Raw genomic sequence first — 18,212 nt, 5'->3', positions numbered from 1 at the left:
TGCGCTTTCGGCGCTGGTGCGAGCGCCGGCTCTGCGGCAGGTTTGCTCGCCTGCTCAGGAGAGATCGTCATGGACTACCGCGCACTCGGCCGTTCCGGCCTCAAGGTCTCGCCGCTCTGCCTGGGCACGATGATGTTCGGCGCGCAGACCGAGGAAGCCGATGCGCGGGCGATCATCGACAATGCCGCGGCCGCCGGGATCAACTTCGTCGACACGGCGGATGCCTATGCCGAAGGGCGCTCGGAGGAGATCACCGGCCGCGCCATCGCCGGCAACCGCCATGGCTGGGTGCTGGCGACCAAGGCGGCGAATGCGATGGGCGAGGGGCCGAACCAGCGCGGGCTCTCGCGCAAATGGCTGATTGAGGCCTGCGACGCCAGTCTGAAGCGGCTCGGCAGCGATTTCATCGACATCTACTACCTGCACAAGGAGGATCACGAGACGCCGCTCGCCGAGACGGTACGCGCGATCGGCGACCTCGTGCGGGTCGGCAAGATCCGCTATTTCGGCGTCTCGAACTATCGCGGCTGGCGCGTCGCCGAGATTTGCCGCCTCTGCGACGATCTCGGCATCGACCGCCCGGTGGTCAGCCAGCCCTATTACAACGCGATGAACCGCATGCCCGAGGTCGAGCACCTGCCGGCCTGCGGCTATTACGGCCTCGGTGTCGCCAGCTATTCGCCTTTGGCCCGCGGCGTGCTGACGGCGAAATACGCGCCCGGCCAGGCGCCGCCGGAAGGCACGCGGGCCGGCCGCGCCGACAAGCGCATCATGCAAACCGAGTGGCGCGAGGAATCACTCGTCATCGCCCGCACCATCGCCGACCACGCCGCGGCGCGCGGGCTGACGCCCGTGCAGTTCGCGGTCCGCTGGGTGCTGAACAACAAGCTCCTGACCGCGGCCGTGGCCGGCCCGCGCACCATGGAGCAATGGCAGGGCTATCTCTCGGCGCTGTCAGCCGATTTCACCGCCGAGGACGAGGCGCTGGTCGACAGCCTGGTGCCGGCGGGCCATCCCTCGACGCCGGGCTATAGCGATCCGGCCTATCCGCTGGAGGGGCGGCTGGGGCGGACGGAGTGAGGACTCCGTTCTTCCCTTCTCCCCCTGCGGGAGAAGGTGGCCCGCAGGGCGGATGAGGGTCGCGCTGCGCTTTCCGTCATGCTCGCCCTTGTGGCGAGCATCCACGTTTTGAACACTGCCCTCGATCACGGAAGGCGTGGATGGTCGGGACAAGCCCGACCATGACGATGAAGCGTCGCGCGACCCCTCACCCTAACCCTCTCCCGCAAGGGGAGAGGGGACTGCCGCCGCTCTATGGATGCAGCTTCAGCCCCTTGATCGCCTTGTCGACCGCCTTGCGCTCGCCATGCAGCGCGATTCCAACCAGGTCGAGCGCATCGGTGGCGACAGCCGCGACGGCGGCGCGGTTGGCCTCGTCATGGCCGGTCGCGAACAACTCGCGAGTGTAGAGCGAGGGCCTCAGTCCAGCATCGCCGGCGCGGCGCAGCACGCGGGTGAGGTCGGCGGAGCTCGCGGCGAAGATCAGGATCGGCTGGCGCACCAGCGGACCGTAGACCTTGCCGGACCGGTCGCGGTAAGCTTGCCCGCCGAGTTCCGGCGCGGCGGCGACCAGCCCGCCCGACAGGAAGGCGGTGACATTGAGCCTCTGCCAGGCGGCGAGCTCTTCTTGGACGATGATGGCGATCTTGGTGTCGAAGCGCATGCCGACAGCGATAGAGCCCGCCCGCCCCGGCGGTCTTGAACGTTCGTGCGCGACCGCCTCGCCCGGCGACTGGATTCGTACCGCGCCGGACGGCGAGGGGCCGGAGCGGATCGAGGCCTTCTTCAGCGGCCATGCCTATGACACGCACCGGCATGACACCTACGCCATCGGCTACACGATCAGCGGGGTGCAGAGCTTCGACTATCGCGGCGCGCAGCGGGATTCGACGCCGGGCGACCTGATCGTGCTGCATCCGGACGAGTTGCATAATGGCCGGGCCGGGATCGAGAGCGGCTTCCGTTACCGGATGGCCTATGTCGAGCCGGGCCTGATCATGGCGGCGCTCGCCGGGCGCGCCAGCGCGATCCCGTTCATCGGCAATGCGGTCTGCCGCGACGGCAGCCTGATGCGGGCACTGGTCGGCCTGCTCGGCGATGTCGAGCACGCGCTGGAGCCGCTGGAGCGCGATGCGGCAGTCGGTGCGCTGGCCGACGCGCTGCTCCGGCTCGATCTGTCCTGCGCGCTGAATGGCGGGGAGACGCCGGCGATGCGGGCCTGCGAGCGGGCGCGCGACTTCCTCAGTGAGAGCCGAGATGAGACGATCGACTCGACCATGTTGGAGGCGGTCACCGGGCTCGATCGCTATGCGCTGGCGCGGCAGTTCCGCCGCCGCTACGGCACCAGCCCGCATCATTACCTGGTGATGCGCCGGCTGGAGCGGGCGCGATTGCTGATCCGCCGGGGCGAGGCTTTGGCCGACGCCGCTGCCGTCAGCGGCTTCGCCGACCAGAGCCATATGACCCGGCATTTCCGCCGCGCTTATGGACAATCGCCCGGGCGCTGGCGGGCGATGCAGGTCGGTGGCGTGCCGGAAGCCGCCTGAGCGGCACTCAATTCAGGATGCAGAAGCCGCCGACAACCACCTGCGAGCGGCACCAGACACGCGCGTCCGCGGACTGCGTGCCGCGGAGATCGGCCGTCTCGACCGCAGCGGCAGCGGGCGTCGCGACGCGGAGAGGCTCGCTTGCCGCGGCGTTCTGTGTCTGGCGGTTGCGCAGTGTCGGCGTCACCACGACATGGGAGCCGTCACGATGGCCCTGGCCGGCATGGGTGGTGGACGAGCGGCCGCCACCGAAGCGGAACTTGGCGGCTTCGGCGCTCGCCGGCAGCAGAGCGACAGCGAGGGCGGCGACGGCGAGACGACGGATCATGCCAGGCTCCATTGCGCGGCATGACTGTGCCCGAGCGGGCCCGGACTGCCCAGCAAAGCCTCGGATCAGGCTGAGCAAGGCGTTAAACGGATAGCGTGGGCTGTGCGACCTTCAGGCCCGGGCTCTGGTCAACCCTTCCCAGGCCAACATCGCCCCGTGCGCCACGGCTTCGAGCTCGGCGCGGGTCGCCCCGTCACGCGCGCGGATCGACATGCCCTGTTGCACCGTGATGTAGAAGGACGCGATGGCTGAGATGTCGCATGATGCGGGAAGGGCGCCTTTCGCGGCCTCGGCCCGCAACCGGGCCTCCAGCAGCCCCTGCATCTCGGCGCGGGCGTCGCGCAGTTCGCAGGCGGCCTCCTCGCTCACTCCGGCAGCCTGGATGACGGAGAGCACGACCATGCAGCCTGCCGGTTTGCCGGGGCGGGTGAAGAGCCTGGCCGACCCTATGAGATAGGTCTCGATCGCCGCGTGCGCGTCCGGAGCGGCAGCGAGCGCGGCGGCGAAGCCACCGCCTTCGTAGTCGTCATAGAGCGCCATCGTCTGGCGATAGAGCGCTTCCTTGCTGCCGAAGCAGGCGTAGAGACTGGGCGCGTTGATGCCCATCGCCGCGGTGAGCTCGCTCATCGAGGTGCCCTGATAGCCCTTCTCCCAGAACAGCAGCATTGCCCGGTGGAGGGCTTCTCCCCGGTCGAAGGCGCGTGGGCGGCCTCGTTCGGCCATGGCTGTCACCTTTCTGTATCGACCGATAAATAAATCGCTTGACGCGCCGGGGCAAGCGCATCATCTGTATTTGTATCAATCGATACAGATATAGGTGACCCATGACGAAATTGACGGGCAAGAAAGCCCTGGTGACCGGCGGCAGCCGGGGCATCGGCGCGGCGACGGCTCTCAGGCTGGCGCAGGATGGCGCGGATGTGGCGCTGACCTATGAACGCGCCCGCGACAAGGCTGAAGCGGTGGCCGCGCAGATCCGCGCGCTTGGCCGCAAGGCCGTGGTGCTGCAGGCCGACAGTGCCGATCCGGCTGCGGTGACGGGCGCGGTCGACAAGGCGGCAGCCGAGCTCGGCGGGCTCGACATCCTCGTGAACAATGCCGGCATCTGGCACTATGGCGAGGTCGGCAGCTGGGACCTCAAGGAGATCGACGCGATCATCGCGGTCAATGTCCGGGCGGTGATCATCGCCTCGCAGGCCGCCGCCAGGCACCTGCCCGATGGCGGGCGGATCATCACAACCGGCTCATGCCTCGCCGAGCGCGTGATGGAGCCGGGCATCGCGCTCTATGCGATGAGCAAGGCGGCGCTGATCGGCTTCACCAAGGGTCTTGCCCGCGATCTCGGCCCGCGCGGCATCACCGTCAACGTCGTCCATCCCGGCTCGACCGACACCGACATGAACCCGGCCGATGGCGAGCATGCCGAGGCGCAGCGCCAGCGCATGGCGATCCCGCGCTATGGCAAGGCGGAGGATATCGCCGGCCTCGTCGCCTATTTGGCGAGCGAGGAGGGGCGCTTCATCACTGGCGCGGGGATCGCGATCGACGGCGGGGTCAACACCTGAGCGCTGCGGCGCTCAATGCCCAGGCAGGACGATGATCGTCGGCTTGGCTGGCAGCGTTGTCTTCGACAGCACGATCTCCGGCCGGTCGCGCCGCTCGACCGGCCAAAGATCCTGCGAGCGGCCGAGGAAGCGGTTGAGCGTGCCGCCGCCGAAGAAGTGCATGGGGATCATCACGCGGGCCTGCAGGGATTTCAGCACCTCCAGCATGCCTTCCTGGTCGAGTGTGTAGCTGCCGTCGACCGGGAATAGCACGATGTCGACCCGCCCGAGCGCACGCAGATGGCCGGGCTCGAGCGGGTGATGGAGATGGCCGAGATGGGCGATGCAGAGCTCGCCGATCTCGAAGACGAACATCGAGTTGCCGTCGAAATCGGTGCCGCCGGAATAGGTGCGGATATTGGTCGGGACATTGCGCACGCGCATGTCGCCGAAGGTGACGTCATGGGCCGCGGGGCCCTTGCCGGAGGGGTCCCAGCCCGGCAGCACCTGCTTGATGGCGGGATCGGGCGCGCGGGAATAATGCGTCGAATGCGCCTTGTTCATCGTCGCGATGTCCGGCGTCACCGGCGGGCGGACATAGTCGTTGTAGTCGGTCGCGACCTTCACGCCGCCCGGCGTCTCGATCAGGAACGTGGCGTGGCCGATGAAGGTCAGCCGGACCTCGTCCTTCGCCAGATTGGCGCGCTGGATCGGCAGGCGGTAGCTCGCCATTTCCGGCCGGCAGCCGGGATCGTTCGCCTGAGCGAGGGCGGGAGAGAGCAGGGCAGGCGCGGCGAACGCGAGCACGCCGAGAAGAAGCTGCCAGCCCGCCCTGATGCCGAAGCCCGCCATGCCAATTCCTCCGCCGTGCCGCCTATCGGAGCTTAGCTGCTCGCAAGAGCGGGGCCAGCCCTCGCGGCGTCCGCTCGCGAATTCGTGGGTGAGCGGGCGCATGGTAGTGGATAGTCCTCCGCCCGTTGCCTTCGCCGGCCTCGTCGCCTATCTAGCGGCCAGATTTCCCCAAAGCCCGAACGCCAGCCGCAAGCGGAGCCCGCACGCCTCATGTCTCGTCAGTTCATCTATCATATGCGCGGCCTGTCGAAGACCTATCCGGGCGGCAAGCAGGTCCTGAAGGACATCCACCTGTCCTTCTATCCGGATGCCAAGATCGGCGTACTCGGCGTCAACGGCGCCGGCAAGTCGACCCTGCTCAAGATCATGGCCGGCTTCGACAAGGAGTGGACCGGCGAGGCCTGGGTCGCCGAGGGCGCGCGCGTCGGCTACCTGCCGCAGGAGCCGAAGCTCGACGAGACCCTCAACGTCCGCGACAACATCATGCTCGGCGTCGCGCCGCAGAAGGCGATCCTCGACCGCTATAACGAACTCGCCATGAACTATTCGGACGAGACCGCCGACGAGATGACCAATCTCCAGGACGAGATCGAGGCCAAGGGCCTGTGGGATCTCGATTCCAAGGTCGACCAGGCGATGGACGCGCTGCGCTGCCCGCCGGACGACTGGGAGGTCGGCAAGCTCTCGGGCGGCGAGCGCCGCCGCGTCGCACTGTGCAAGCTCCTGCTGGAGCAGCCGGAGCTCTTGCTGCTCGACGAGCCGACCAACCATCTCGACGCAGAGACCACCGCCTGGCTCGAAGGCCATCTGCGGACCTATCCGGGCGCGATCCTGATCGTCACCCACGATCGCTACTTCCTCGACAATGTCACCAGCTGGATCCTCGAGCTCGATCGCGGCCAGGGCATCCCCTATGAGGGCAACTATTCGGCCTGGTCGGTGCAGAAGCAGAAGCGCCTCGCCCAGGAAGGCCGTGAGGACGTCTCGCGCCAGAAGACGCTGGAGCGCGAGCAGGAGTGGATCTCGGCCTCGCCGAAGGCGCGCCAGGCCAAGAGCAAGGCCCGCATCCAGCGCTATGACGAGCTGGTGCAGAAAGCCTCGAACAAGGGGCCGGACACCGCGCAGATCATCATCCCGATCGCCGAGCGGCTCGGCAACAACGTCGTCGATTTCGAGGACCTGTCGAAGGGCTTCCAGGACAAGCTCCTGATCGACGGGCTCTCCTTCAAGCTGCCGCCGGGCGGCATCGTCGGCGTGATCGGCCCCAACGGCGCCGGCAAGACGACGCTGTTCAAGATGATCACCGGGGTCGAGAAGCCCGATGCCGGCACGATCAAGATCGGCGAGAGCGTCCAGCTCGGCTATGTCGACCAGAGCCGCGACTCGCTCGACGACAAGAAGAACGTCTGGGAGGAGATCTCGGGCGGCAACGACATCATCTATCTCGGCAAGAAAGAAATCAATTCAAGGGCTTATTGTTCCGCCTTCAACTTCAAGGGTGGCGACCAGCAAAAGAAGGTCGGCTCGCTCTCGGGCGGTGAGCGCAACCGCGTCCATCTCGCCAAGATGCTGAAATCGGGCGCCAACGTCCTGCTGCTCGACGAGCCGACCAACGACCTCGACGTCGACACGCTGCGGGCGCTCGAAGAGGCGCTGGAGGATTATGCCGGCTGCGCCGTGATCATCAGCCACGATCGCTGGTTCCTCGACCGCATCGCGACCCACATCCTCGCCTTCGAGGGTGACAGCCATGTCGAGTGGTTCGAGGGCAATTTCCAGGACTACGAGGAAGACAAGCAGCGCCGGCTCGGGATCGATTCCACCATTCCGAAGCGCATCCAGTACAAGAAGTTCACGCGCTGAGCCGCCTCGCTTTCCGGCGGATTTCGTGTTAGCTAGCCTAGCTAATGTCGCGATCCGCCGCGGAGGCGCCGATGACCGTCGTCAATGTCCATGAGGCCAAGACCAACCTGTCGCGCCTGATCGAGCAGGCGTTGCGGGGCGAGGAGGTCGTGATCGCGCGCAACGGAGTCCCGGCCGTGCGGCTGGTGCAGGTCGAGGCTGCCGAGCAGAAGCCGAAGCGGCAGGGCGGGTTCTGGGCTGGTCAGATCAAGGAGATCGATCCGGACTGGTGGAAGCCTGATGATGAGCTTGCCGATCTTTTCGAAGGTAGCGAAAGCTTTGAAGACCGTGACGGCAATTGGCTGAAGCCGAAGTGAGGCTGCTGCTCGACAGCCACATCCTGTTCTGGTGGGCGACAGGCCAGCACGATCGGTTGCCGCCCGCTGTCAGCGAAGCGATCGGAGCCGCCGAAGATATCTTTGTCAGCGTCGCGACGGCTTGGGAACTTGAAATCAAACGCAATGCGGGCCGATTCAACGCTGGCTCCCTGGATTGGGCGGCTCCGCCAAGCCATGGCATAACTCTGTTGCCGATCGATCTCGACGACACACTCGCCGCGGCCCGTCTGCCTCTCATCCATCGCGATCCGTTCGACCGGATGATCGTGGCGCAAGCAATGCGGCGCAGGCTTACTCTGGTCACCGCCGATAGTGTGCTCGGCGAATACGGGGTGGCGATCCTCAAGGCGTAGCGGCCATCACGGCCGAGCCTCCCCGCCGAGCAGCCTCTGCAGCGCCACGAGATCGGTGCCGGCGAAATCCGAGGAGCGGCTGACATCCGCCCATTCGGCAGCCTGCTTCTGTCGCTCGGCCTCGGCCTGGGCGAGGACGAAGAGCGCGTCGCTGCCGAGGACGAGATGGGCCGGCAGGGTCTCGCGCCGGCTGAGGTTGAGGACGATCCCGGCAATTCTTTCGAGATCGCCGATTTCGTTGCCGACATAGGCCTTCAGCAGGTCGAGCACGGCGCCGACGCTGGGCTGGTAGTCCGGCATCACGGAAGGGGCGTTGCCGCGAGCGATCTCGCCCCAGCCGGTGCGCATGCCGCCGGGCTCGACCGAGACGATGCTGACGCCGAGCGGCGCGACCTCCTTGGCGATCACCTCGGTGAAGCCGCCGACCGCCCATTTCGCCGATTGATAGGCGCTGAGGCCGGGCGTGCCGGTGCGGCCGCCGACCGACGAGATGTTGATGATATGGCCGGCGCGCTGGGCCCGCAGCACCGGCAGCGCGGCGCGGGTGAGGTTCACGACGCCGTAGAAATTGGTCTCGATCTGGGCGCGGAAGCTGTCGTCGCTGGTCTGCTCGAAGGCGACGGCATGGCCGTAGCCGGCATTGTTCACGAGCACGTCGAGCCGGCCGAAGGTGTCGACCGTGACGGTCACGGCCACGCCCGCGGCCGCCATGTCGGTGACGTCGAGCGCGAAGGAGAGCAGCGTGTCGGGGTATCGGACCTCGAGATCGGCAAGGCGGCCAGGATTGCGGGCGGTCGCGACGACGTTGTCGCCGGCGGCGAGAGCCGCCTCGGTGATAGCGCGGCCGAGGCCGCGGGAGGCGCCGGTGATCAGCCAGGTCTTGGTCATGAGATGTCCTCTCGATATTGTGAGTGAGTACTTGCTCATTTAAATCAGTCAAAAAAGGGCCCAAGCGGTCCTTTCTCGGCAGGTGTTAGGCGGAGATGCCGTCCCAGAAGACCGAAAAACCGGTCTTCCTGTAGTACTCGTGCCGGCTCGGCTCCTGCGCGATCAGGTCGAGCGTCATGGTGCCCATGGCGTCGAGAACCGCGCCGATGAAGCTCTGCGGCTGGTTTTTGAGCACGCCGTCCTGGTGACCCTGCTCGAACATGGCGCTGATCTCGGCGAAAGCCGTGGCGGCCTTGCCGCGGGTTTCCTGGGTGATCCGGTCGGAAACGGCGAGCTGGCGCAGAGCCTTACGCTTGGCGGGATATTTCGCGCCCCAGTCGATGAAGCCGTTCCAGAAGTGCTCGAACCGGTCGCGCACGCTGCCATTGGCCGGATAGGAGGCCACGGTGAGCTTGGCGAAGTCGGTCTTGAGGTCGAGATAGAGCTGGTTCAGCAACTCGTCCTTGTTGGCGAAATAGGTGAAGAGCGTGCCCTCGGCGAGCCCGGCCTCCCTGGCGATCTTCGCGGTCGGCGCGCCAGTGCCGTGTTCCGCCACCAGCTTGCAGGCAGCGGCCAGGATCGCTTTGCGCTTCGCTTCGCTAAGGGGGCGGGCCACGGTTTGCTCGAACCAGAATGAGTGAGTGATTGCTCATTTATCTGGATGCGGTGCGTGCGAGAGTCAAGGCCGCCGGCGTTCGATTTTTTAAAGCGAGCGCCCGACCCGCTCGATCGTCGCCAGGAACCAGGACAGGGCCGGGTCGCTTGTGGCGCGGCGGCTATGCAGCAGGTCGATCGCGAAGGGCGGCGCGTCATAGGGCAGGGGCATGAGCGCGACGCCAGCGAACGCAGCGAAGCGCGTGGCGATGCGCCTTGCCATGGTCGCGACGAGATCGGTGCCGGCGACGGCGAAGGGCACGGCGACGACATGGGCGAGCGTGACCGCGACCCGGCGCTTGCGCCCTTCCATGGCAAGGATGGCGTCGACGACGCCGGGCGACCCGTCGCCACCGGCGGAGGAGAACAGCGCATGCGGCAGCCGGACATAGTCGTCGGGGGTGAGCGGCGCGGCGTGCGCCTTGTCGCGAATGCAGACGAAATCCTCCTCGAACAGCCTGTGCCTGACGATACGTGCAGAGTCCGGGAGATGGCCGCCGATCAGCGCATCGACATCGCCGCGCTCGAGGGCGGCGAGGCTGGCTGTGGGGTCGGCGATCGGCCGGACGATGAGATCGATGCCGGGCGCCTCCTGCCGCAGCAGGGCGACCAGCGCCGGCACGACGACGAGGTCGCCATAATCGGTCACGGCGATGGTCAGGCGGCGGCGTGCCGTCGCGGGATCGAAGCCGGTATCCGGCGCGAGCGTTGCCCTGATCTGAGCGAGCGCCTCGCCGATCGGCCGGGCCAGCGCCAGTGCCCTGGCGGTCGGCTGCATGCCCGCGGCGGTGCGGATGAAGAGTTCGTCGCCGAACAAGGCGCGCAGACGGGTCAGCGCGCTGCTCATCGAGGGCTGCGCCAGGCCGATGCGCTGGCCGGCGCGGGTGACGTTGCGCTCCTCCATCAGCGCCTCGAAGGCGACGAGGAGGTTGAGGTCGACGGCAGCTAAATTCATTTGAGCAATAGTACCGATAGTAAAAATCGATTTCCACAATGCCGTGCGAGCTGGTGAAAGGAGCGCGCTTGAAACGACCGGACGAGGCGCATGCGAGCATCCCTATCGCGCCTCGTGCCGCGCGGGCCGACGATCCTGGCGCTCGGCGTCATCGTCGGCCTTGCCTTTCCGGCGCTGGCGGAACTGATCCGGCCGTCGATGCCGGCGATGATCTTCATCATCGTGCTCGGCACGCTGCTGCGGACCGACGGCAACGCCGTCATCGCCGTGCTCGGCCGCCCGGCGCTCTCCGTTCTGCTCCCCGTCACCGTCATGGTCGCGTGCCCGGTCCTGGTCGGGCTGATCGCCCACCGTCTCGGCCTCGGCGCCGAGCTGGCGCTCGCGCTCGTGCTGGCGACCGCGGCGCCGCCATCGAGCGGCACGGCGGCGGTGGCGCGGATGCTGGGGCTCGACGGCACCGTTCCGCTCGCCGTGACGCTGCTCTGCATGGCGCTCGCGCCGCTCACCGTGTCGCTTCTCGCCGGCTGGTTCGGCGGGATCGGGCTCAACGCCGTCGATCTCGCCCTGCGCCTGGCCTTGCTGGTCGGCGGCGCGGAGGGCGTCGCCCTGCTGCTGCGACGCTTTGCGGGATCGCAACTGCACAGCCATGGCGAAGCCGTCGACAGGATCGTGGTCGCGGCGCTGCTCATATTCGTGGTCGCCACCATGGCGGGCGTGCGCGCGCAGATCGAGGCGGACTGGCAAAGCGCGCTCCTCTGCCTCGCGCTCGCCTTCGCCTGCAATCTCGGCCTGCAGGGCGCCGGTGTCTTCCTGCTGCCGGGCACGCTTGCCGAGCGGCTGACCGTCGGCCTCATCCTCGGCAACCGCAATGTCGGGCTGGTCTGGTCGGCGTTCGGCGCCGCCGCCTCGCCGCGCATGGCGCTGTTCTTCGCGGCGACTCAGTTGCCGATCTATCTCACCCCGCGCCTGATCGACATGATCATCAGCTACGCCAGAGCAAGGAAGCCAACATGACCGCTGCCCGTTTGACGGAAGAGCTCGCGCTCCGCTTCGCCCGCATCGCGCTCGGGCATGTCGGGCGCGAATATCCCAACAAGCCGGACCATACGCTGGCAGGGCCGCAGGATGCGCTGACCCCGCGCGAGCTGCATCCGATCTTCTATGGCAGCTATGACTGGCATTCCTGCGTCCACAGCTACTGGATGCTGGCGCGGCTGCTGCGGCGCTACCCCGGGTTCGAGGCGGCTGCCGATATCCGCGCGCTGTTCGACGCGCAGCTCACGCCGGAGAAGGTCGCGGTCGAATGCGCCTATCTCGCGGCTCCGACCGCGCGCGGCTTCAAGCGCACCTATGGCTGGGGCTGGCTGCTGAAGCTGGCGGCGGAATTGAGCCTGCTCGACGACAAGCGCTGGTCTGAAGTCTGCACCCCGCTGGCCGAGGTCTTCGCGCAGCGCTTTCGCGACTTCCTGCCGCTCGCGACCTATCCGGTGCGGGTCGGCACGCATTTCAACACCGCCTTCGGCCTGCGCATGGCGGCCGATTATGCGACCGCGACGGCGGATGACGATTTCGCCGCCTTGCTGCGCGAAACAGCCCTGCGCTGGTATGGCGCCGATGTCGACTGCCCGGCCTGGGGCGAGCCGAGCGGCGACGATTTCCAGTCCTCGGCCCTGATCGAGGCCGAATGCATGCGCCGCCTGCTCGCACCTGAGGCGTTCCTGCCCTGGTTCGACCGTTTCCTGCCGAGGCTGGAGCGCCAGGAGCCGGCGACGCTGTTCCGCCCCGCGACCGTCACCGACCGCAGCGATGGCAAGATCGCGCATCTCGACGGGCTGAACCTCAGCCGCGCCTGGTGCTGGCGGGCGCTGGCCGGTGCATTGCCGGAAGGCGATGCCCGCCGGGCGGTGGCGAAGACAGCCGCGGCCGAGCATCTTGCCGCGGGCCTCCCGCATATCGCCGGGGACTATATGGGCGAGCACTGGCTCGCCAGCTTCGCCGTTCTCGCTTTGGAAGAGGAGCCCTGAGCGCAAGGACCTCAGCGGCTTTTCGAAAACTCCGAGCCCTCATCCTGAGGAGCGATCATGAGATCGCGTCTCGAAGGATGCTGCAGCTGGTTCCGGAGCTTCCTGGAGCATCCTTCGAGACGCCATTCCATATGGAATGGCTCCTCAGGATGAGGGCTATGGGGGCTGTCAGGCCTTGCCCTTGACCAGGATGTTGGCGTCGACATCCTGGATGTCGCGCTTGCCGCAGAGGGCCATGGTGATGTCCATCTCCTTGCGGATGATCTCGAGCGCGAGCCTGACGCCCTCCTCGCCCATGGCCCCTAACCCGTAGAGGAAGGGGCGGCCGATCAGCACGCCGCGGGCGCCAAGAGCCACCGCCTTGAGCACATCCTGGCCGGAGCGGATGCCGCCATCCATCCAGACCTCCATGCGGCCGCCGACCTGCTCGACGATACCGGGCAGGGCCGCGATCGAGGAGACCGCGCCATCGAGCTGGCGCCCGCCATGGTTGGAGACGATCAGCGCATCGGCGCCGCTCTGGGCTGCGAGCTCGGCATCCTCGGCGTCGAGGATGCCCTTCAGGATCAGCTTGCCGCCCCAGCGGTCCTTGATCCACTTGACGTCGTCCCAGCTCAGCGTCGGGTCGAACTGCTCGGCCGTCCAGGCCGAGAGCGAGCTCATGTCGCCGACGCCGGTGGCGTGGCCGACGATGTTGCCGAAGCTGCGCCGCTTGGTGCCGAGCATGCCCATGCACCAGCGCGGCTTCAAGGCGAGGTTGATCAGGTTGGCGAGCGTCGGCTTCGGCGGCGCGGAGAGGCCGTTGCGGATGTCCTTGTGGCGCTGGCCGAGGATCTGCAGGTCGAGCGTCAGCATCAATGCCGAGCAGCCGGCGGCCTTGGCGCGGTCGATCAGGCGCTCGATGAAGGCGCGGTCGCGCATGACGTAGAGCTGGAACCAGAACGGCTTGTCGGTGTTCTCGGCGACGTCCTCGATCGAGCAGACGCTCATGGTCGAGAGCGTGAACGGTACGCCGGCCCGGGCGGCTGCCTTGGCGGCGAGGATTTCGCCGTCGGCGTGCTGCATGCCGGCGATGCCGGTCGGCGCCAGCGCCACCGGCATCGAGACCTGCTCGCCGATCATGGTCGAGGCGAGCGTGCGATTGGTCATGTCGACGGCGACGCGCTGGCGCAGCTTGATCCCGGCGAAATCGGCCTCGTTGGCGCGGTAGGTGCTCTCGGTCCAGGCGCCGGAATCGGCATAGTCGTAGAACATGCGCGGGACGCGGCGTTTTGCCAGCAGACGCAGGTCCTCGATGGTCAGAAGCTGGGCCATGGTCGCCAAATCCCGCGTTTTCTCCGTGTCGCTCGGTCGCATGGAACGGCACGGGAGGCAACCGGGGAGGGCGCGCGCCCTGGCATGGCGGCCTCGCTTCAGGCCTCGTTCATCGCAATGCGGCGATGGCGGCGGTTGAGCCCAGCGGCCCGATCCTGTAGGGGCCGTTCATCCCTTCCGCCCGTTCAGCGAGACATTCCTCATGCTTCTGCGGCTCGTCGCTGCATTCCTGTTCTGCGGCCTTGCGACCTTTGCCCACGCGCAGCAGCAGGGCGTCGGCTGGAAGAGCGGCCGCGAGGCCGCCGAGATCGAGCGCAAGATCACGACGCTGATCGGGAAGATGACGCTGGAGGAGAAAGTCGGCCAGCTCCACCTCTCCGGACGCGGCGAGGGCTTCGACGTCAACCAGGTCAAGGCCGGCCGCATGGGCGCGGTAATGAATTTCGTCGTGCCTCAGGAGGTCCGGCAGGTCCAGGAGGCCGTCAGACAGTCCCGCCTCAAGATCCCGTTGATCATCGGGCTCGACGCCGTCCACGGCTTCTCGACCTATTTCCCGCTGCCGCTCGGCCAGGCTGCGAGCTGGAATCCGCAACTGATCGAGCAGGCGGCCTATTGGACCGGGCGCGAGGCGCGCGCCGCCGGCGTCAACTGGACCTTCGCACCGATGGTCGACATCTCGCGCGATCCACGCTGGGGCCGCGTGCTGGAAGGGGCGGGCGAGGATGCCCATCTCGCCAGCGTCATCGCGGCGGCGCGGACGCGGGGCTATCAGCGCGGCGGCGTTGCGGCGAGCGTGAAGCACTTCGTCGGCTACGGCGCCGCCGAGGGCGGGCGCGACTACAACTCGACCTGGATCCCGACCAGCCAGCTGCACGATCTCTTCCTGCCGCCGTTCAAGGCCGCCTTCGACGCCGGCGCGATGACGGCGATGGCGGCGTTCAACGCGCTGAATGGCATGCCGGCCACTGCCCATCGCGGCATGCTGACCGATCTTCTGCGCGGGCAATGGGGTTTTCGCGGCTTCGTCACCTCGGATTTCGGCTCGATCACCGAATTGCGCCTGCACGGCATCGCCAAGGATGATGCCGAGGCGGCGCGCAAGGCGCTGCTCGCCGGCATCGACATGGACATGATGGGCGACGTCTACCACAAGCACCTCGCCAATGAGGTCAAGGCCGGCCGCGTGCCGGTGAAGGCGCTCGACGAGGCGGTGCGCCGGGTGCTGCGGGTCAAGTACCATCTCGGCCTGTTCGAGCAGCCGGATGTCGACGTCGCCGCGGCGCCCTCCCTGATGCAGACCGAGGAGGCCCGCAAGGTCGCGCGGCAGGCGGCGCGCGAGGGCGTGATCCTGCTCCGGAACGACAAGCAGACGCTGCCGATCGCGCCGGCGGTGAAATCCGTCGCGGTCATCGGCGCCATGGCGGTGCCGGAGGACGAGCGGGTCTGGACCGATCCGGCCGGCCTCGGCCGCCGTGTCGTGCAGCCGCTGCCCGAGGCGCTGCGCGAGCAGCTGCCCTCCGATGTCACGATCGCTTACGAGCCCGCCTTCGCCAAGGCCTGCGGGACCGAGTTCAAGGACAAGGACGCCGCGGTGAAGGCGGCGGCCGCCGCCGACCTCGTCGTCGCCATGCTCGGCGAGGATTGCGAGTTCATGGGCGAGGGCGCCTCGCGCACCGATCTTGGCCTGCCCGGCGTGCAGCAGGAGCTGCTCGAGGCACTGGTCGCGACCGGCAAACCGGTGGTGCTGGTGCTGGCGACGGCGCGGCCGCTGGTCCTGACCTGGGCCGACAGGCATGTCGCGGCGATCGTGCAGACCTTCCATGGCGGCACCGAGGGGCGCGCCGCGATCGCCGAGGTGCTGGCCGGCAAGGTCAATCCGGCGGGACGCACGCCGATGAGCTTTCCGCGCTCGGTCGGCCAGATCCCGGTCTATTACGACCAGCTGCCGACCGGCCGGCCGCAGAAGATCCGGCAGCGCTACGAGTCGATCTACATGGATGAGGCCAACGAGGCGCTCTACCCGTTCGGCTTCGGGCTGTCCTATAGCCGCTTCGCCTATGCCAATCCGCGCGTGACGAACGGCCGGGTGCCGTTCAATGGCGCGACCGAGGTCGCCGTCGACGTGACCAATCAGGGGGATCGCGACGGCCAGGAAGTCGTACAGCTTTATATCCGCCAGCCCGTGGCCGAGCGTTCCCGTCCGCTGCGTCTGCTCAAGGGTTTCGACAAGGTCGCGCTCAAGGCCGGGGAGACGAAAACGGTCACGTTCCAGCTGGAGGGCAGGGCGCTTGGCGGCCATGACGATGCCGGCCGCTACCAACTCGATCAGGGTATCGTCGAGGTTTATCTCGGGGGTTCTTCACTCGCGACGGTAAAGATACAATTCGAATTGACGAAGCCTTGACCGGACGTAACGGAAACTGCCGCCGCTTTCATCTCGACAAGCTTGCGTTTTCGGTCAATCCTTGCTGCGCGGGGCCTTTTCGACGTCGATGCCGAGGGGCTCCGTTGCGACCACGGATGCTCCAAGGGATGCGGCGATGGCGACCGGAACCGTCAAATGGTTCAATACCGAGAAGGGCTACGGCTTCATTCAACCTGCCGATGGCGGCAAGGATGTGTTTGTGCACATCACGGCCGTCAAGGAAGCGGGCCTGATGTCCCTGACCGAGGGACAGAAGCTCTCCTTCGACCTGAAAACCGAGCGCGGCAAGACCGCTGCTGGTGACCTGAAGCTGCTCTGAGGCAGCTGCGGGCATGATCGAGGTGACGAAGGCTGCGCCTGCGGCAGTGAAGACTGCGCCCAAAGCCGGCAGGCTCGTCGCCACATTGACAACCGGCCCCGACCGGCGCCGTAGCCACGCGTTCGTGACAGTGCGCGCCGCCGCCCTCGATTTCGACCTCCTCGGTATTCCCGGCGATCTCCACCATGGCCCGTCGCGACGCGCCGGTGCCCGCGAGCCCTGGCTGCCGCGCGGCACGGTGATCCGCAACGACCGCCAGATTTCCGCGCTCGGCCTCGACGAGCTCGCGGAGGTCGCCGGACGCCTCGGCCTGGCGGCGCTGGAGCCGGAATGGCTCGGCAGCAATCTCCTGATCGACGGCATCGCCGATTTCTCGCGGCTCGCACCGGGCAGCCGGCTCGCCTTCGGCGGCAGCTGGGGTGGCAAGGGCCGCTTCGACGGCGGCGTCGTGCTGCGCGTCGAGGCCTACAACGCGCCCTGCCGCCAGGCAGGACGGGCGGTTGCGGCGATGGCGGATGATGCCGCGCTGGAGTTCGCCTTCGTCAAGGCGGCGGCCGGCCTGCGCGGGCTCGTGCTCAGTGTCGATCGCGCCGGACGGGTGGCGCCCGGCGATGCGGTGATCGTCCTGCCGCCGGTCACGGCCTGACTCTAGAGATCGGTGAATCCGTCTCTCACTTTGAGTTAGAGACCGTTTTACTGATCAACTCGTGGTGCAAGTTGATCGGAACGGGCTCTGGTCAGCGCGCGTAGCGCCGGGCTCCCGCGACGCAGAGGACCACCGCAGCCGAGGTCGCGATCATCTGCCAGCCGACGGTCTCGCCGAGCAGCAGCCCTGCCAGCGCCAGGCCGAAGAAGGGCTGCAGCAATTGCAATTGCCCGACCGCGGCGATGCCGCCCTGGGCGAGGCCGCGATACCAGAAGACGAAGCCGATCAGCATGCTGAACAGCGAGACATAGGCTAAGCCTAGCCAGGCGCCGCCGCCGGCCTGCGCGAACGAGGCCGGCAGTGTCATCAGCGTCAGGCCGGCCATGATCGGCAGCGACAGGACGAGTGCCCAGGAGATCACCTGCCAGCCGCCGAGATGGCGCGACAGCCGCCCGCCCTCGGCGTAGCCAAGGCCGCAGATGATGACCGCGGCCAGCATCAAGAGGTCGCCGATCGGGGAGGCGGCGATGCCTTGTGTCCAGGCGAAGCCGACGACGCAGAGGCTGCCGAGGATGGCGAAGAGCCAGAAGGCCGGGCGCGGCCGCTCGCCGCCGCGCAGCACGCCGAAGATGGCGGTCGCCAGCGGTAGCAGGCCGATGAAGACGATCGAATGGGCGGAGGTGACGTGCTTCAACGCCAGCGCGGTGAGCAGCGGAAAGCCGACGACCACGCAGAGCGCGACCACGGCGAGCGGCAGCAGGTCGGCTTGGGCGGGCCGCTTCTGCCGCAGTACCAGCAGGAGGGCGAGCCCGAGCAGCCCGGCTATGGCAGCGCGTGCGACGGTGAGGAAGACCGGATCGAAATCGGCGACGGCGACGCGGGTCGCCGGCAGTGAGCCGCTGAAGATGACGACGCCGATGAAGCCGTTGAGCAGGCCGTTCGCAGTCCGGTCCATGATACCTCCTGAAGCCAGCCTGCATGCGGCGAAGCCCTGCAGATTTCCAGAGACAGTCCAGTACAGTTCG

The 18,212-nt window shown here is 67.4% G+C and carries 20 protein-coding genes; 11 read left to right on the top strand and 9 right to left on the bottom strand.

Annotated elements, in window-relative coordinates:
* The first annotated feature begins 69 nt into the window (after positions 1–69).
* Complete coding sequence (locus QO058_RS06170; protein WP_284171083.1) at positions 70–1,080, top strand: aldo/keto reductase; 1,011 nt, start codon at positions 70–72, stop codon at positions 1,078–1,080.
* Between the two features lie 232 nt (positions 1,081–1,312).
* Here QO058_RS06170 and QO058_RS06165 read toward each other — a convergent pair whose 3' ends face one another.
* On the bottom strand, positions 1,313–1,723 hold the full coding sequence (locus QO058_RS06165; protein ID WP_284171082.1) for a DUF2000 family protein: 411 nt from the start codon (positions 1,721–1,723) through the stop codon (positions 1,313–1,315).
* Between QO058_RS06165 and QO058_RS06160 the strand changes: the two genes are divergently transcribed.
* Complete coding sequence (locus QO058_RS06160; RefSeq protein WP_284171081.1) at positions 1,722–2,606, top strand: AraC family transcriptional regulator; 885 nt, start codon at positions 1,722–1,724, stop codon at positions 2,604–2,606. The genes QO058_RS06165 and QO058_RS06160 overlap by 2 nt on opposite strands.
* A gap of 7 nt (positions 2,607–2,613) precedes the next feature.
* Here the strand turns inward: QO058_RS06160 and QO058_RS06155 are convergent, their stop codons facing one another.
* Together QO058_RS06155 and QO058_RS06150 are read right to left on the bottom strand one after the other, a co-directional pair.
* Entirely contained in the window at positions 2,614–2,934 is a 321-nt protein-coding gene (locus tag QO058_RS06155) for a hypothetical protein (RefSeq protein WP_284171079.1), read from the bottom strand.
* A gap of 111 nt (positions 2,935–3,045) precedes the next feature.
* Positions 3,046–3,657, bottom strand: coding sequence for a TetR/AcrR family transcriptional regulator (locus tag QO058_RS06150; RefSeq protein WP_284171078.1), 612 nt, complete (start codon positions 3,655–3,657; stop codon positions 3,046–3,048).
* A 101-nt stretch (positions 3,658–3,758) separates the two neighbouring features.
* Here QO058_RS06150 and QO058_RS06145 point away from each other — a divergent pair, with 101 nt between their 5' ends.
* The gene (locus tag QO058_RS06145; protein WP_284171076.1) at positions 3,759–4,499 is read left to right on the top strand and encodes an SDR family NAD(P)-dependent oxidoreductase; all 741 of its coding nucleotides are present in this window, start codon (positions 3,759–3,761) and stop codon (positions 4,497–4,499) included.
* Positions 4,500–4,511: 12 nt separating this feature from the next.
* Here the strand turns inward: QO058_RS06145 and QO058_RS06140 are convergent, their stop codons facing one another.
* Positions 4,512–5,330 (bottom strand): MBL fold metallo-hydrolase, encoded by an 819-nt coding sequence (locus tag QO058_RS06140; RefSeq protein ID WP_284171074.1) that lies wholly within the window; start codon positions 5,328–5,330, stop codon positions 4,512–4,514.
* 210 nt (positions 5,331–5,540) lie between these two features.
* Between QO058_RS06140 and ettA the strand changes: the two genes are divergently transcribed.
* From ettA to QO058_RS06125, 3 genes are all read left to right on the top strand, one after another.
* Positions 5,541–7,193: an energy-dependent translational throttle protein EttA gene (gene ettA / locus QO058_RS06135; protein WP_284171072.1), complete on the top strand. Its 1,653-nt coding sequence runs from the start codon at positions 5,541–5,543 to the stop codon at positions 7,191–7,193.
* A gap of 71 nt (positions 7,194–7,264) precedes the next feature.
* Positions 7,265–7,549: a type II toxin-antitoxin system Phd/YefM family antitoxin gene (locus tag QO058_RS06130; protein WP_284171070.1), complete on the top strand. Its 285-nt coding sequence runs from the start codon at positions 7,265–7,267 to the stop codon at positions 7,547–7,549.
* Complete coding sequence (locus tag QO058_RS06125; protein ID WP_284171069.1) at positions 7,531–7,923, top strand: type II toxin-antitoxin system VapC family toxin; 393 nt, start codon at positions 7,531–7,533, stop codon at positions 7,921–7,923. The genes QO058_RS06130 and QO058_RS06125 overlap by 19 nt, the downstream gene beginning before the upstream one ends.
* 6 nt (positions 7,924–7,929) lie before the next feature.
* On the opposite strand, the gene QO058_RS06120 is transcribed toward QO058_RS06125, so the two are convergent.
* From QO058_RS06120 to QO058_RS06110, 3 genes are all read right to left on the bottom strand, one after another.
* Positions 7,930–8,811, bottom strand: coding sequence for an SDR family NAD(P)-dependent oxidoreductase (locus tag QO058_RS06120; RefSeq protein ID WP_284171067.1), 882 nt, complete (start codon positions 8,809–8,811; stop codon positions 7,930–7,932).
* Positions 8,812–8,896: 85 nt separating this feature from the next.
* Positions 8,897–9,466, bottom strand: coding sequence for a TetR/AcrR family transcriptional regulator (locus tag QO058_RS06115; RefSeq protein WP_284171066.1), 570 nt, complete (start codon positions 9,464–9,466; stop codon positions 8,897–8,899).
* A gap of 87 nt (positions 9,467–9,553) precedes the next feature.
* On the bottom strand, positions 9,554–10,459 hold the full coding sequence (locus QO058_RS06110) for a LysR family transcriptional regulator (RefSeq protein WP_284171064.1): 906 nt from the start codon (positions 10,457–10,459) through the stop codon (positions 9,554–9,556).
* Positions 10,460–10,549: 90 nt separating this feature from the next.
* Here QO058_RS06110 and QO058_RS06105 point away from each other — a divergent pair, with 90 nt between their 5' ends.
* Together QO058_RS06105 and QO058_RS06100 are read left to right on the top strand one after the other, a co-directional pair.
* Positions 10,550–11,473, top strand: coding sequence for a hypothetical protein (locus QO058_RS06105; protein WP_284171062.1), 924 nt, complete (start codon positions 10,550–10,552; stop codon positions 11,471–11,473).
* Positions 11,470–12,483 carry a DUF2891 domain-containing protein gene (locus QO058_RS06100; protein WP_284171061.1) on the top strand — a complete coding sequence of 338 codons (1,014 nt, stop codon included), beginning with the start codon at positions 11,470–11,472 and terminating at the stop codon, positions 12,481–12,483. The genes QO058_RS06105 and QO058_RS06100 overlap by 4 nt, the downstream gene beginning before the upstream one ends.
* A 168-nt stretch (positions 12,484–12,651) precedes the next feature.
* On the opposite strand, the gene QO058_RS06095 is transcribed toward QO058_RS06100, so the two are convergent.
* Positions 12,652–13,797, bottom strand: a complete 1,146-nt coding sequence (locus tag QO058_RS06095; RefSeq protein ID WP_284171059.1) for an alpha-hydroxy acid oxidase — start codon at positions 13,795–13,797, stop codon at positions 12,652–12,654.
* Positions 13,798–13,999: 202 nt separating this feature from the next.
* On the opposite strand from QO058_RS06095, the gene QO058_RS06090 reads away from it, so the two are divergent.
* From QO058_RS06090 to QO058_RS06080, 3 genes are all read left to right on the top strand, one after another.
* Entirely contained in the window at positions 14,000–16,201 is a 2,202-nt protein-coding gene (locus QO058_RS06090; RefSeq protein ID WP_284171058.1) for a glycoside hydrolase family 3 N-terminal domain-containing protein, read from the top strand.
* A gap of 136 nt (positions 16,202–16,337) precedes the next feature.
* Entirely contained in the window at positions 16,338–16,541 is a 204-nt protein-coding gene (locus QO058_RS06085) for a cold-shock protein (protein WP_057190882.1), read from the top strand.
* 13 nt (positions 16,542–16,554) lie between these two features.
* Positions 16,555–17,187 carry an MOSC domain-containing protein gene (locus QO058_RS06080; protein ID WP_284171052.1) on the top strand — a complete coding sequence of 211 codons (633 nt, stop codon included), beginning with the start codon at positions 16,555–16,557 and terminating at the stop codon, positions 17,185–17,187.
* A 91-nt stretch (positions 17,188–17,278) separates the two neighbouring features.
* Here the strand turns inward: QO058_RS06080 and QO058_RS06075 are convergent, their stop codons facing one another.
* Positions 17,279–18,142, bottom strand: a complete 864-nt coding sequence (locus QO058_RS06075; RefSeq protein WP_284171051.1) for a DMT family transporter — start codon at positions 18,140–18,142, stop codon at positions 17,279–17,281.
* Positions 18,143–18,212: the final 70 nt, after the last annotated feature.

The sequence above is a fragment of the Bosea vestrisii genome, assembly GCF_030144325.1.
Lineage (GTDB): Bacteria > Pseudomonadota > Alphaproteobacteria > Rhizobiales > Beijerinckiaceae > Allobosea > Allobosea vestrisii_A.
Note: the sequence above shows the minus strand (reverse complement) of the source record. Positions and strands in the feature narration are given on the sequence as shown.